The sequence below is a fragment of the Streptomyces sp. NPDC017246 genome (assembly GCF_044331325.1).
Classification (GTDB): domain Bacteria; phylum Actinomycetota; class Actinomycetes; order Streptomycetales; family Streptomycetaceae; genus Streptomyces.
The window spans coordinates 733,483-747,134 of record NZ_JBIRMW010000002.1 but is presented as its reverse complement, the minus strand read 5'-3'; the positions used below and the strand labels follow the sequence as shown (position 1 = coordinate 747,134).

Here is a 13,652-nt window from a genome sequence, read left to right as displayed (position 1 = left end):
GTCTGACTGATGTGCGCGGAAAAGCCGCGCCCCCACAGGCTAAAACCTGTGGGGGCGCGGCAGCCATTCCGGGGTGGGACGGTCAGTCCTCCGGGGTGTCCACCGGGGCGATGTCGATGCCCTTCGTGGTGTCGACCGCGGTGGTCGCCGAGCCGTTCGCGCTGTTCGTCAGGGCGAGCTCCTTGGGGGAGAGCACCGGCGGACGCGTGGACGGGGTACGGCGGGAGGAGCCGGTCCAGGCCGGGCGGGCCGGGCGCCGGACGATGGGGGTGAAGATCTCGGCGATCTCCTCCTTGCCCAGCGTCTCCTTCTCCAGGAGGGCGAGGACCAGGTTGTCGAGAACGTCGCGGTTCTCGACGAGGATCTCCCAGGCCTCGTTGTGCGCGGTCTCGATGAGCTTCTTGACCTCTTCGTCGACCAGCGCGGCGACCTCTTCCGAGTAGTCGCGCGGGTGCGACATCTCCCGTCCGAGGAAGGGCTCGGTGTTGTCTCCGCCGAACTTGATCGCGCCCAGACGCTCGGTCATGCCGTACTGCGTGACCATCGCTCGCGCGGTGGCCGTGGCCTTCTCGATGTCGTTGGCCGCGCCCGTGGTCGGGTCGTGGAAGACGAGCTCCTCGGCCGCGCGCCCGCCCAGCATGTACGCCAGCTGGTCGAGCATCTCGTTGCGGGTGGTCGAGTACTTGTCCTCGTCCGGGAGGACCATCGTGTAGCCCAGGGCACGGCCGCGGGACAGGATGGTGATCTTGTGGACGGGGTCGGAGTTCGGCGAGGCCGCCGCGACCAGGGCGTGTCCGCCCTCGTGGTACGCGGTGATCTTCTTCTCCCGGTCCGACATGATCCGGGTCCGCTTCTGCGGGCCCGCGACCACACGGTCGATCGCCTCGTCCAGCGCGTGATTGTCGATCAGCTTCTGGTCGCCGCGAGCGGTGAGGAGCGCCGCCTCGTTGAGGACGTTGGAGAGGTCCGCACCGGTGAAGCCGGGGGTGCGACGGGCGACGGCGCCGAGGTCGACGTCCGGGGCGACCGGCTTGCCCTTCTGGTGGACCTTGAGGATCTCCAGGCGGCCCTGCATGTCCGGGCGGTCGACGGCGATCTGCCGGTCGAAGCGTCCGGGGCGCAGGAGGGCGGGGTCGAGGATGTCGGGCCGGTTCGTGGCGGCGATCAGGATGACGCCGCCCTTCACGTCGAAGCCGTCCATCTCGACGAGGAGCTGGTTGAGGGTCTGCTCGCGCTCGTCGTGGCCGCCGCCGAGGCCGGCGCCGCGGTGGCGTCCGACGGCGTCGATCTCGTCGACGAAGACGATGGCCGGTGCGTTGGCCTTCGCCTGCTCGAAGAGGTCACGGACACGGGAGGCGCCGACACCGACGAACATCTCGACGAAGTCGGAGCCGGAGATCGAGTAGAACGGCACCCCGGCCTCGCCGGCGACGGCGCGCGCGAGGAGCGTCTTGCCGGTTCCGGGCGGGCCGTAGAGCAGGACGCCCTTCGGGATCTTGGCGCCGACGGCCTGGAACTTCGCGGGCTCCTGGAGGAATTCCTTGATCTCGTGGAGTTCCTCGACGGCCTCGTCCGAGCCTGCGACGTCGGCGAAGGTGGTCTTCGGCGTGTCCTTGGTGATGAGCTTCGCCTTGGACTTGCCGAACTGCATGACGCGGGAGCCGCCGCCCTGCATCTGGTTCATCAGGAAGAGGAAGACGACCACGATGAGGACGAAGGGGAGGAGGGAGAGCAGGATCGAGACGAAGGGCGACTGCTTCGTCGGGGAGACGGTGTAGCCCTTCTCGATCTGCCCGGCCTCGAACTTCTCCTGCAGCTTGTCGGCCAAGTCGGCGCCCTGGGTGCCGATGTAGCTGGCCTGGACCTTGCTGCTCTTGTCGATCTTCTGGCCGTCGATGAGCTCGATCTTGACGATCTGCTCGTCACCGGTGGTGATCTTTGCCTGCTTGACCTGGTTCTTGTCGATCGCCTGGACAACCTTGCCGGTGTCCACCGTCTTGTAGCCCTCGGACGAGCCGACGACCTGCATCAGCACGACCACGGCGAGGACGGCCAGCACGATCCACATGACCGGCCCACGGAAGTATCGCTTCACGTCCATCCATACGGAGCGAGAACGCCCCGTCCCTCCTGCCCGTAGGAAAATGCTGCTGTGAGAGCTGCTGTGTGAAAAAGCTGTTCTTCGGACGGTACCTCAGCATCGTCGCCCGCGACCGCCTTCCCGTGGTTCAACGGGGGGAAGGCGGTGCGGGTTCCCCGGACGGCCTCGGTGTTCAGCCGCCGTAGACGTGCGGGGCGAGCGTGCCGACGAACGGAAGGTTCCGGTACTTCTCGGCGTAGTCGAGGCCGTAGCCCACGACGAACTCGTTGGGGATGTCGAAGCCGATCCACTTGACGTCGATCGCGACCTTCGCGGCCTCGGGCTTGCGCAGCAGCGTGCACACCTCCAGGGAGGCGGGCTCGCGCGAGCCGAGGTTCGACAGCAGCCAGGACAGCGTCAGGCCGGAGTCGATGATGTCCTCGACGATCAGGACGTGCTTGCCCTTGATGTCGGTGTCGAGGTCCTTGAGGATCCTGACGACGCCCGAGGACTGGGTGCCGGCGCCGTAGGAGGACACGGCCATCCAGTCCATGGTGACGGGGGTGGAAAGGGCGCGAGCCAGATCCGCCATCACCATCACGGCGCCCTTGAGGACGCCGACGATGAGCAGGTCCTTGCCCGCGTATTCCGCGTCGATCTTCGCGGCCAGCTCTGCCAGCTTGGCGTCGATCTCTTCCTTGGTGATGAGCACCGACTGGAGGTCGGTGCCCATGTCCTTCTCGTTCACCCGGGTCACTTTCGTTGCAGCGTGCGTCAGCCTTGCCGGATGACCAGTCTGCCACCCTGGCGGCGGGCTTCGACGCGACCGGGCAGGTTGATGGCTCCCTGGCCGCGCCAGCCGGTGATGAGCCGGTCGACTTCTTCGATGTGCCGGGCGAAGAGGGAGCCGGCGGGGGCGCCCTCGGCGATGACGGCGCGGCGCAGCACCCGGCGGCGTACGGCGGGGGGCAGTCCGAAGAGCTTGGCGCATTCGAGGGTGCCCGCCTCGTCGCGTACGGAGGTCTCGGCGTCGGCGGCCCAGGTGTCGAGGGCGTCGGCGTCGTCGCGGGAGAGCTGGGCCGTTCGGGCGAGTGCTTCGACGACGCCCTTGCCGAGGGCCTTCTCGAGGGCGGGGAGGCCCTCGTGGCGGAGCCGTGAGCGGGTGTAGGCGGGGTCGCTGTTGTGGGGGTCGTCCCAGACGGCGAGTTCCTGTGCGACGCAGGCCTTGCGAATGGTCTGGCGGTCGAGCTGGAGGAAGGGCCGCCGGTAGCGGCCGGAGGCGCCGGAGATCGCGGCCATGCCGGAGAGCGAGCGGATGCCGGAGCCTCGGGCGAGCCCGAGCAGGACGGTTTCCGCTTGGTCGTCGCGGGTGTGGCCGAGGAGGATCGCGGTGGCTCCGTGGCGCTCGGCGGCGGCGTCGAGTGCCGCGTACCGGGCGTCGCGGGCGGCGGCCTCGGGGCCTCCTTCGCGGCCGACGGTGACGGAGACGGCCTCGACGGGGGTGAGGCCGAGGGCGGCCATGCGTCCGGCGACCTCACCGGCGCGGGTGTCGGAGCCGTCCTGGAGTCCGTGGTCGACGGTGATGCCGCCGGCGCGCACGGGAAGCTTGCGGGCCTCGAAGGCGAGAGCGGAGGCGAGCGCCATCGAGTCGGCGCCTCCGGAGCAGGCGACGAGCACGAGGGGGGTGTGCGCGTCGCGTGCGGGGGCGGGGTCGGTCTGGTGCTCGGTGAGAACGTCGTGGAGTACGCGGCGGACCGCCAGGCGTATCGCCGCGACCGCAGGATGGGGACCCATGTCCGGTGCCCTTCGTGATGGGGTGGGGTGCCTCGGTCGGAGTCTTAACGGTCGGAAAGGGGGGTTCGGTCACTCAGAGTGCGTCGATGGTGACAGAAACCCGGCCGTTACCCGAGCATTGCACGCCTCACCCCATGCCCAGGGTCCCTCGGATGGGTGATTGGTGAGGTGTTCTGACGTGTTCCTGTGCCGTCTGCCGCACCTGTCTCACGAGTCTGCCTTACGGTGCACCCTCGCGATCCAGTCGGCGGGGGCGGCGATCTCGGTCTTGGTGGGGAGCGTGTTGGGGGAGGTCCACACGCGGTTGAAGCCGTCCATGCCGACCTGCTCGACGACGGCCCGGACGAAGCGTTCGCCGTCGCGGTACTGACGGAGCTTGGCGTCGAGGCCGAGGAGCTTGCGCAGGGCGAGGTCGAGGCGGGAGGCGCCCCGTGCGCGGCGCTGCTGGAACTTCTCGCGGATCTCGGCGACGGAGGGCACGACCTGGGGTCCCACGCCGTCCATGACGTAGTCGGCGTGGCCTTCGAGGAGTGACATGACGGCGGTGAGGCGGCCGAGGATCTCGCGCTGCTCGGGGGTCTGGACGAGTTCGACGAGGGAGGGGGCGGGTTCGCCCTCCTCGCCCTCGGGGCGGCCGCCGGCGAGGGTCTGGGCGGCTTCGCGGAGGCGTTCGACGACGGTGCCGGGGTCGACGTCGGTGGCGGCGAGGAACGACTGGATTTCGCCCTGGAGATGGTCACGTAGCCAGGGGACGGCGGTGAACTGGGTGCGGTGGGTCTCCTCGTGGAGGCAGACCCAGAGCCGGAAGTCGTGCGGGTTGACCTCGAGTTCGCGTTCGACGTGGACGATGTTGGGCGCGACGAGCAGGAGGCGTCCGCCGCCGTTGGTCCCGGCGGGGAGTTCGCGGGTGGCGGGGGCGAAGGTCTCGTACTGGCCGAGGATGCGGGAGGCGAGGAAGGAGAGCAGCATGCCGAGTTCGACGCCGGTGACCTTGCCGCCGACGGCGCCGAGGACGGCGCTGCCGGGGTTGCTCGCCCTGCGTTCCTGCATCTTGCCGAGGAGCGGGGTGAGCAGTTCGCGGAATCCGGCGACGTTGGCCTTGATCCAGCCGGCCCGGTCGACGACCAGGACGGGGGTGTCGTGGTGTTCCATGCCCTCGGGGATCATCCGGGTGTAGGCACGGACGTGTTCCTCCGAGGCCTTGGCGTGCCTGCGGAGTTCGGCGACGACCTCGCGGGCCTCGTCGCGGCTGACTTCGGGTCCGGGCCGCACGAGGCGGGTCGCGGTCGCGACCGCGAGGTTCCAGTCGACCATCCCGGATGTACCTGCGCCACCGATGCTCGTCATGCGTCAACCGTACGGTCTCGAAGCCTGTTCGGTGCGGGTTCGGGACGGCTTCCGTGCGGGTCGGAACCGCGTCGGAACCGGGTCGGGGCGCGGCCCGGGCGAGGTCCCGGCGCGGTCCGGGCGGTGCCGGGGTGCGGCCGCGGGGCGGTCAGCCCTGTCCGGCGAGGGCGGCGGAGAGGCGGTCGAGGGCGGGCTGTGCCTCGTACGGGGAGAGGGTGCGGCCGGCGAGGAACGCGAAGGCGAGCAGACGCCCGTCGGGGGTGACGACGGTCCCGGCGAGCGTGTTGACGCCCGTCAGGGTGCCGGTCTTGGCGCGGACGAGTCCGGCGCCGGCGGTGGCGGGTGCGGTGTCGAAGCGGCCCGCGAGGGTGCCGGTGAAGCCGCCGACGGGCAGTCCGGTGAGGAGGGGGCGCAGGGCGGGGCGCGCGGGGTCGGCCGCCCGGGTGAGGAGTCCGGTGAGGAGGGCGGCGGAGACGCGGTCGCGGCGGTCGAGTCCGCTGCCGTCGGCGAAGCGGGCTCCGGCGACGGGGAGGCCGAGCCCGGCGAGTTCGTCCCGTACGGCCCTGCTCGCGCCGTCGAAGCCGGCGGGCTGTCTGCGGGCGAGGGCGGTCTGCCGGGCGAGGGCTTCGGCGAGGTCGTTGTCGCTGTGGGTGAGGGTGCGCTCGACGAGGTCGGCGAGGGGCGCGGAGTGGGTGACGGCGAGGGGCTCGGCCTTCGGGGTGCGGCCGGGGGCCGGGTCGCCGCCGACCTCGATCCCGGCCTCGGTGAGGAGTCCGGCGAAGGCGGTGGCGGTGTCGCCCGCCGGGTCGCCGCTGCGGGGCGCGGGGCCGCTGGTGCTGTCGTCGAGGCGTCCCTCGCGGGTCATGAGGGCGACGACGGGGGCGATGTTCTCGTTGGGGCCGATGGGGTGGAGCTGGGGGCCCGGGTACAGGGTCGTGTCGTAGGTGAGGCGTACGGAGGTGTGGCCGAGGGCGGTGAGGGCGCGGGCGGTGTCGCCGGCGAGGGCCTTCAGCCGGGCGGGGTCGAGCGTGGGGTCGCCGCCGCCGGTGAGGGTGACGGTGCGGCCGTCGGGGGCGGCGGTGACGGTGGTGGGGATGCGGTGGTCGGGGCCGAGGGCGGAGAGCGCGGCCGCGGCGGTGGCGATCTTGACGGTGGACGCGGGGGTCATGGGGGTGCCGGCGCCCTCGCCGTACAGCTGCCTGCCCGTCGCGGTGTCGACGACGGAGGCGGTGCGCAGCGGGCCGAGTCCTGGGTCGGCGAGGAGCGGTACGAGGAGGGCGGCGAGGTCCGCGGGGCGTCCGGCGGGGGCCGGGGCGTGGAGGGCGGTGAGGACGCCGGGGGCGCTCGGGGCGGGTGCGGGGCGCCGGGGCGGGGCGGGCGCGGGGGCCGGGGCGTGACGTGCGCCACCCGCCTGCGGGGCGGCGGCGCGGGCCCGCTCGGCCGTACGCTGACCCGAGTCCCACGGCCCGGCCGCGGTCACCGCCACGGCGGCCAGGGCCAGTCCGAGGGCGGCGGAGCCCGCCGTGAGCTGCCACATCCTCGGCTCGGGCATTGCTGACCAGCCCCTTTCGCGATCACACACGTGCGTGAGGGACACTTAATCACCGCGCGTCGTCGCGAGCATTCACTTGTGTTGATTCAGGAGGAGCCACCCGTGGAGTTCGACGTTCTCATCGAGATCCCGAAGGGATCGAGGAACAAGTACGAGGTCGACCACGAGACGGGTCGCATCCGCCTGGACCGCCGCCTCTTCACGTCGACGGCCTACCCGACCGACTACGGCTACGTCGAGAACACCCTCGGCGAGGACGGCGACCCGCTGGACGCGCTCGTCATCCTCGACGAGCCCACCTTCCCGGGCTGCCTGATCAAGTGCCGTGTCATCGGCATGTTCCGTATGACGGACGAGGCGGGCGGCGACGACAAGCTGCTGTGCGTCCCGGCCACGGACCCGCGCATGGAGCACCTGCGGGACATCCACCACGTGTCGGAGTTCGACCGTCTGGAGATCCAGCACTTCTTCGAGGTCTACAAGGACCTGGAGCCGGGCAAGTCGGTCGAGGGCGCGGACTGGGTCGGTCGCGCCGAGGCCGAGGAAGAGATCGAGAAGTCGTACGCGCGGGCCAAGGAGCAGGGCGGCCACTGAGCCCCTCCGGTCCGGTCGTCCGCTCGCTGACGACGGTCTGATTCCGTGAAGGCGGTGCACCCCTTGGGTGCACCGCCTTTCGCGCATCTGTCGCACACTCATACTGGAATCCATGGTTCCCAGGGAGTGAGGCGGTCAGAGTGGTGGCGGAGCCGGACGGCTCGAAGGACGGTCCGGGAGGGGTTCCGGAGGACCGGAAGCCCCAGTCGGACGAGGCACGGAGCGCATTCGCGCCCCCCGCCGGTGTGGAGCAGTTCGCGCCACCGGAGGAGGAGCATCCGACCTCCGAGTTCGCCCTTCCCCCGGGTCTCACGACGGAGCCGCCCGCCGAGCAGGAGGGTTCGGCGTTCGCGACGCCGGCCACGTATTCGGCGAAGAACTCGCCGCCCGCCTTCACCCCGGCGTACGGGGTGCCCCTGGTGCGGCTCTCGCAGGACGCCCCGTGGCAGGACCGGATGCGGACCATGCTGCGGCTGCCGGTGGGTGAGCGGCCCGTGCCGGAGGCGGCGCGCAAGGAGGACGAGACCGGCCCCTCGGTGCCGCGTGTGCTCGACCTGACCCTGCGTATCGGCGAGCTGCTGCTCGCGGGCGGGGAGGGCGCGGAGGACGTCGAGGCGGCGATGTTCGCGATCTCCCGCTCGTACGGTCTGGACCGGGTCGAGCCGACGGTCACGTTCACCCTGCTGTCGGTCACCTACCAGCCGTCGCTGGTGGACGACCCGGTCACCGCGAACCGGACCGTACGGCGTCGGGGGACGGACTACACCCGCCTCGCGGCGGTCTACACGCTGCTCGCCGACATCAACGCGCGGGCGCACGAGGTGACGCCCGAGGAGGCGTACCGGCGGCTCGCGGAGATACGGCGCAACCGGCACCCGTATCCCGGGTGGGTCCTCACGGCGGCGGCGGGAGTCCTCGCCGGTGCGGCCTCGGTGCTGCTCGGCGGCGGTCCGACGGTCTTCTTCGTGGCGGCGCTGGGCGCGGTGCTCGGCGACCGGCTCGCGTGGCTGTGCGCGGGGCGCGGGCTGCCGGAGTTCTACCAGTTCCTGGTGGCGGCGATGCCGCCGGCGGCGATGGGCGTGCTCCTGACGATGCTGCACGCGGATCTGCGTCCCTCGGCGGTGATCACCGGTGGTCTGTTCGCGCTGATCCCGGGGCGGGCGCTCGTGGCGGCGGTCCAGGACGGTCTGACCGGCTTCTACATCACGGCCTCGGCCCGGCTCCTGGAGGTCGCGTACTTCTTCGTCGCGATCGTGGTGGGCGTGCTGTCGGTGCTGTACATCGCGGTGCAGTTCGACGCGCAGCTGAACCCCGAGGGGGCGCTGGAGGCGGTCGAACGGCCGGTGACGCAGATCCTGGCGTCGATGGTGCTGTGCGCGACCTTCGCGATCCTCTTGCAGCAGTCGCGGGCGACGGTGCTGTTCGCGACGCTGAACGGCGGGGTCGCGTGGGTGATCTACGCGTCGATAGCGGTGACCGCGGAGGGTTCGACGGTCATGGCGACGGCGGTGGCGGCGGGCCTGGTGGGGCTCTTCGGGCAGCTGATCGCCCGCTACGAGCACACCTCGTCACTGCCGTACGTGACGGCGGCGATCGGCCCGCTGCTGCCCGGTTCGGCGACGTACTTCGGGGTGCTGGCGATCGCCCAGAACAACCTGGACCAGGGCTTCGCCTCCCTCGCGAAGGCGGCGGCCCTGGCCCTGGCGATCGCGATCGGGGTGAACCTGGGAGGCGAGCTGGCCCGGCTCTTCATGCAGGCCCCCGGCGCCGCCGCGGCCCGCCGGGCCGCCAAGCGGACCAGGGGCTTCTAGCGGCAGCGGGGGCCGGTGCCTGGAGGGGGTCTGCGGCTGTCGCGTCAGCGCTTGGCGTGACGGCCGCGGGGGTTCGGGGTGCCGGGGGCGTCGTGGTCGCCCTTGGCCTGCTCCTTCTTGGACTGGGAGCGGGCCCGGAGGAACTCGATCACGATCGGGACCACGGAGAGCAGGACGATCCCGACGAGGATCATCTCGATGTGCTGGTGCACGAAGTCGATCTTGCCGAGGGAGGCGCCGAGCAGGGTCACGCCCGCGCCCCAGAGCACACCGCCGATGACGTTGAACGTGATGAACGAGCGGTAGTTCATCCGGCTGACGCCCGCGATGATCGGCGTGAACGTCCGCACGATCGGGACGAAGCGGGCCAGGATCAGGGACTTCGGGCCGTGCTTCTCGAAGAACTCGTGCGCCTTCTCGACGTTCTCCTGCTTGAAGAGCTTGGAGTTGGGCCGGGTGAAGAGCGCCGGACCCACCTTCCGCCCGAAGAGGTATCCGACCTGGTCGCCGATGACGGCCGCGGCCACGATCAGCGTGCACATCAGCCACAGCGGCATGTCCAGCTTGCCGGTCGTGATCAGCAGGCCGGTGGTGAAGAGCAGCGAGTCGCCGGGCAGGAAGAACCCGATGAGGAGACCGGACTCGGCGAAGACGATGGCCAGGACACCGATCGGACCAAAGGTCTGAATCAGATAGTCCGGGTCCAGCCAGCTCGGTCCGAGGGCAAGCGTATTCACGGGTTCCGGGCTCCTGCGGTCGGTGGGGGCATGGGGGGACGGCTGGCCCCAAGCTATCAACGCGAGCTGAACGCCCTCGGTTCCCCTGTCGCCACAGGATGCGGACGGGACCCTCGCCCCCGAGGCTGGGGGGTCAGGAGGTGCATGCCGATGGGCATCGATGAGTACGGAGGCGGCCAGGGGCCGCAGCCAGACGTGCTGGTCGTGACGACGAACGACGTGCCGGGCTTCGAGGTCCGGCAGGTGATCGGTGAGGTCTTCGGGCTCACCGTCCGCTCCCGCCACCTGGGCAGCCAGATCGGCGCGGGGCTCAAGTCGATGATCGGCGGGGAGCTGAAGGGTCTGACGAAGACCCTCGTGCAGACCCGCAACCAGGCGATGGAACGCCTGGTGGAGCAGGCGCAGGCGCGCGGCGCGAACGCCGTGCTGATGTTCCGCTTCGACGTGACCGAGGCGGCCGACGTGGGCACGGAGGTCTGCGCGTACGGCACGGCGGTGGTGATCGCACCACGCGCCTGAGCGGGCCGCGGGCCCCGGGGCCGGTCCCGGGGTCGGACCTTCCCGGCGCCGGACCTTCCGGGGTCGGACCTTCCGGGTGGACCTTCCCGGCGCCGCGCGTTCCCCCGGACGGCGGCGCCGAGGCGTCCGGGAAGTGCGTCGTGGTGCGCGCGCCGTCCCCGCTCCGTGTCGGCCTCGGGTCTGACATGGCGTGAGGCGGACGTGGGGCGGACCTCCGTTCGACCCGAATTTCGGGATGTTGTGCGGCATTTGCTCACTTATGGTGGGCCGGTGGCCACCGATCACGCTCCGCCCTCCCCGCCGCCCTCCCCCGACATGACCCCCGCGCGGATCCTGTTGCCGCAGGTGCTGCCCGCCCTCGTGGTCGGGGTGGGGTCGAGCCTGCTGTTCCTGGGGATCAGCGCCCTCGCCGAGAAGTTCCAGGGCGTCCTCTGGCACGACCTTCCCGACGCCCTCGGCATCGGCGGCTACTCCTCCCTCTGGATCATCAGCATGCTCACGGCCTCCGGCATCGCCGTGGGCCTCGTCGTCTGGAAGTTCCCCGGCCACGCCGGCCCCGACCCGGCCACCACCGGCCTCAGCGGGGGACCTCTCGCCCCCGGCGTCGTCGTCGGACTCCTCCTCGCCAGCACGCTCACGCTCGCCGGCGGAGTCAGCCTCGGCCCCGAGAACCCGATCCTCGAGGCCAACGTCGCCCTCGCCTACTGGCTCGGCCGCAAGGTCGCCCCCACGGCGCCGGGCGCGGCGTGGGTCGCCCTGGCCTCGGCCGCCACCATCGGCGCCCTCTTCGGCACCCCGGTGGCCGCCGCCCTCGTCATCTCCGAGGCCCTCGTCGGCAAGCCGGGACACGGCTCCCTCTGGGACCGGCTCTTCGCCCCGCTCGTCGCCGCCGGAGCCGGTGCGGTCACCACCCAGCTCCTCGCCGAACCCAGCTTCGACGTGGGACTCACCCCTCTCACCGACACCGGCTGGGAAGACCTCCTCGCCGCCCTGGTGATCGCCTCCGCCGCGGCCCTCTTCGCCCTCGCCTCCTGCTACCTCTTCCCCTACACCCACGCCGCCTTCCAGCGCCTGCGCCACCCCATGCTGATCCTTCCCCTCGGCGGCCTCGTCCTCGGCCTGCTGGGCGCCCTGGGCGGGCATCTGACCCTCTTCAAGGGCCTGGACGAGGTCAAGGAACTCACCGCCTCGATCGGCGGCTGGTCCTCCGGCGAACTCGCCAAGCTGGCCGTGGTCAAACTCCTCGCCCTGCTCATCGCCGCCTCCTGCGGCTTCCGGGGCGGCCGGATCTTCCCCGCCGTCTTCGTCGGCGCCGCCTTCGGGCTGATCGCCCAGGCGCTCGTCCCCGAGATCCATCCGGCGGTCGCCGTCTCCTCCGGAGTCCTCGGCGTCCTGCTCGCCACCACCCGGCAGGGCTGGATCAGCCTCTTCAGCGCCGCCGCCCTCGCCGCCTCCCCCGCGATGCTCGCCCTGCTCTGCCTGGCCTCCCTCCCCGCCTGGCTGATCGTCACCGGCCGCCCCCAGCTCCAGCTCGACGAGCAGGGCCGCTCACTGCACTGACCTCCCCTCCCCACCGGACACAAGGAGTTCCCCATGCCGCTGCACCAGGGTCCCGCCGCCTCCCCCTCCCAGCCCGAACGACGGCTCGCGCTCAACCCCTTCTTCGGGGAGGCCAACCCGGTCGGCGGCATGACCGAGGCCCCACCCCACCACCGGCTCCCCGACGGCCCGCTGCCCCCGTCCAGCGCCTACCAGCTCGTCCACGACGAGCTGATGCTCGACGGCAACTCACGGCTCAACCTCGCCACCTTCGTCACCACCTGGATGGAGCCCCAGGCCGGGGTCCTGATGGGCGAGTGCCGCGACAAGAACATGATCGACAAGGACGAGTACCCGCGCACCGCCGAACTGGAGCGCCGCTGCGTCTCCATGCTCGCCCACCTGTGGAACGCCCCGGACCCGGACACGGCCGTCGGCTGCTCCACCACCGGTTCCAGCGAGGCCTGCATGCTCGCCGGCATGGCCCTCAAGCGCCGCTGGACCGCGCGGAACGCCGACCGCTACCGCGGCGGCGCCCGCCCCAACCTGGTGATGGGCGTCAACGTCCAGGTCTGCTGGGACAAGTTCTGCAACTTCTGGGAGGTCGAGCCCCGTCTCGTCCCCATGGAGGGCGACCGCTTCCACCTCGACGCCGAGTCCGCCGCCGCGCTCTGCGACGAGAACACCATCGGAGTCGTCGCCGTCCTCGGCTCGACCTTCGACGGCTCCTACGAACCCGTCGCCGAGATCTGCGCCGCCCTGGACGCCCTCCAGGAAGGCACCGGCCTCGACATCCCCGTCCACGTCGACGGCGCCTCCGGCGCCATGGTCGCCCCCTTCGTCGACGAAGACCTGGCGTGGGACTTCCGGCTCCCCCGCGTCTCCTCGATCAACACCTCCGGTCACAAATACGGCCTGGTCTACCCGGGCGTCGGCTGGGCCCTGTGGCGCTCCCCCGCCGAACTCCCCGAGGAGCTCGTCTTCCGCGTCAACTACCTGGGCGGCGACATGCCCACCTTCGCCCTCAACTTCTCCCGGCCGGGCGCCCAGGTCGTCGCGCAGTACTACACCTTCCTGAGACTCGGCCGGGAGGGCTACCGGGCGGTCCAGCAGACCTCCCGGGACATCGCCCGCGGCCTCGCCGAACGCATCGAGGCCATGGGCGACTTCCGGCTCCTGACCCGCGGCAACCAGCTCCCCGTCTTCGCCTTCACCACCGCCCCCGACGTCACCTCCTTCGACGTCTTCGACGTCTCCCGCCGCCTGCGCGAACACGGCTGGCTGGTCCCCGCCTACACCTTCCCCGCCAACCGCGAGGACCTGTCCGTCCTTCGCGTGGTCTGCCGCAACGGCTTCTCCGCCGACCTGGCCGGACTCTTCGTCGAGGACCTGAGCCAGCTGCTTCCCGAACTACGGAGCCAGTCCCGCCCCGGCACCCACGACAAGAGCACGGCGACGTCCTTCCACCACTGACCCGCCCTCCCCGCCGAGCCCTGCCGCCGGCCGCCGGTCGGCGGTCGCCGGTCGCCGGTCGGCGGTCGGCGGTCGCCGGTCGGCGGTCGCCGGTCGGCGGTCGGCGGTCGCCGGTCGGCGGTCGCCGGTCGGCGGTCGGCCGCCGCCGGGCAGCCGTCAGTCGTCAGTCGTCAGTCGTCAGCCGCCCTCACCACCAGCACCCACAC

Annotated in this window: 11 protein-coding genes; 5 read left to right on the top strand and 6 right to left on the bottom strand. The window is 71.2% G+C overall.

What is annotated here, in order from left to right; all coding sequences use genetic code 11:
- Positions 1 to 82 precede the first annotated feature (82 nt).
- From ftsH to dacB, 5 genes are all read right to left on the bottom strand, one after another.
- Entirely contained in the window at positions 83 to 2,101 is a 2,019-nt protein-coding gene (gene ftsH / locus ACH4MY_RS08230) for an ATP-dependent zinc metalloprotease FtsH (RefSeq protein ID WP_397999178.1), read from the bottom strand.
- A 172-nt stretch (positions 2,102 to 2,273) separates the two neighbouring features.
- A complete protein-coding gene (gene hpt, locus ACH4MY_RS08225) occupies positions 2,274 to 2,813 on the bottom strand; it encodes a hypoxanthine phosphoribosyltransferase (protein WP_030219931.1) in 540 nt (179 codons plus the stop codon).
- Between the two features lie 41 nt (positions 2,814 to 2,854).
- Positions 2,855 to 3,874 (bottom strand): tRNA lysidine(34) synthetase TilS, encoded by a 1,020-nt coding sequence (tilS, locus tag ACH4MY_RS08220; protein WP_397999175.1) that lies wholly within the window; start codon positions 3,872 to 3,874, stop codon positions 2,855 to 2,857.
- A gap of 207 nt (positions 3,875 to 4,081) precedes the next feature.
- Complete coding sequence (locus ACH4MY_RS08215; protein WP_397999172.1) at positions 4,082 to 5,221, bottom strand: zinc-dependent metalloprotease; 1,140 nt, start codon at positions 5,219 to 5,221, stop codon at positions 4,082 to 4,084.
- A gap of 148 nt (positions 5,222 to 5,369) precedes the next feature.
- The gene (gene dacB, locus ACH4MY_RS08210; protein ID WP_397999169.1) at positions 5,370 to 6,773 is read right to left on the bottom strand and encodes a D-alanyl-D-alanine carboxypeptidase/D-alanyl-D-alanine-endopeptidase; all 1,404 of its coding nucleotides are present in this window, start codon (positions 6,771 to 6,773) and stop codon (positions 5,370 to 5,372) included.
- Positions 6,774 to 6,875: 102 nt separating this feature from the next.
- On the opposite strand from dacB, the gene ACH4MY_RS08205 reads away from it, so the two are divergent.
- Together ACH4MY_RS08205 and ACH4MY_RS08200 are read left to right on the top strand one after the other, a co-directional pair.
- Positions 6,876 to 7,367: an inorganic diphosphatase gene (locus ACH4MY_RS08205; protein WP_141300520.1), complete on the top strand. Its 492-nt coding sequence runs from the start codon at positions 6,876 to 6,878 to the stop codon at positions 7,365 to 7,367.
- Between the two features lie 140 nt (positions 7,368 to 7,507).
- Positions 7,508 to 9,178: a threonine/serine exporter ThrE family protein gene (locus ACH4MY_RS08200; protein WP_397999165.1), complete on the top strand. Its 1,671-nt coding sequence runs from the start codon at positions 7,508 to 7,510 to the stop codon at positions 9,176 to 9,178.
- A gap of 44 nt (positions 9,179 to 9,222) precedes the next feature.
- On the opposite strand, the gene ACH4MY_RS08195 is transcribed toward ACH4MY_RS08200, so the two are convergent.
- Positions 9,223 to 9,915: a DedA family protein gene (locus ACH4MY_RS08195; RefSeq protein ID WP_397999163.1), complete on the bottom strand. Its 693-nt coding sequence runs from the start codon at positions 9,913 to 9,915 to the stop codon at positions 9,223 to 9,225.
- Between the two features lie 150 nt (positions 9,916 to 10,065).
- Between ACH4MY_RS08195 and ACH4MY_RS08190 the strand changes: the two genes are divergently transcribed.
- The 3 genes from ACH4MY_RS08190 (at position 10,066) to ACH4MY_RS08180 (ending at position 13,446) form a co-directional block, all read left to right on the top strand.
- On the top strand, positions 10,066 to 10,434 hold the full coding sequence (locus ACH4MY_RS08190; protein ID WP_189832167.1) for a YbjQ family protein: 369 nt from the start codon (positions 10,066 to 10,068) through the stop codon (positions 10,432 to 10,434).
- A gap of 270 nt (positions 10,435 to 10,704) precedes the next feature.
- On the top strand, positions 10,705 to 11,994 hold the full coding sequence (locus ACH4MY_RS08185) for an ion channel protein (RefSeq protein WP_397999160.1): 1,290 nt from the start codon (positions 10,705 to 10,707) through the stop codon (positions 11,992 to 11,994).
- Between the two features lie 33 nt (positions 11,995 to 12,027).
- A complete protein-coding gene (locus ACH4MY_RS08180; protein ID WP_397999157.1) occupies positions 12,028 to 13,446 on the top strand; it encodes a glutamate decarboxylase in 1,419 nt (472 codons plus the stop codon).
- Positions 13,447 to 13,652: the final 206 nt, after the last annotated feature.

Bases quoted from the DNA above. Each gene is read 5' to 3' on its own strand.
- ACH4MY_RS08215 (WP_397999172.1), bottom strand. From the start codon at position 5,221: ATGACGAGCATCGGTGGCGCAGGTACATCCGGGATGGTCGACTGGAAC.
- dacB (WP_397999169.1), bottom strand. From the start codon at position 6,773: ATGCCCGAGCCGAGGATGTGGCAGCTCACGGCGGGCTCCGCCGCCCTC.
- hpt (WP_030219931.1), bottom strand. From the start codon at position 2,813: ATGGGCACCGACCTCCAGTCGGTGCTCATCACCAAGGAAGAGATCGAC.
- ACH4MY_RS08190 (WP_189832167.1), top strand. From the start codon at position 10,066: ATGGGCATCGATGAGTACGGAGGCGGCCAGGGGCCGCAGCCAGACGTG.
- ACH4MY_RS08180 (WP_397999157.1), top strand. From the start codon at position 12,028: ATGCCGCTGCACCAGGGTCCCGCCGCCTCCCCCTCCCAGCCCGAACGA.
- ftsH (WP_397999178.1), bottom strand. From the start codon at position 2,101: ATGGACGTGAAGCGATACTTCCGTGGGCCGGTCATGTGGATCGTGCTG.
- tilS (WP_397999175.1), bottom strand. From the start codon at position 3,874: ATGGGTCCCCATCCTGCGGTCGCGGCGATACGCCTGGCGGTCCGCCGC.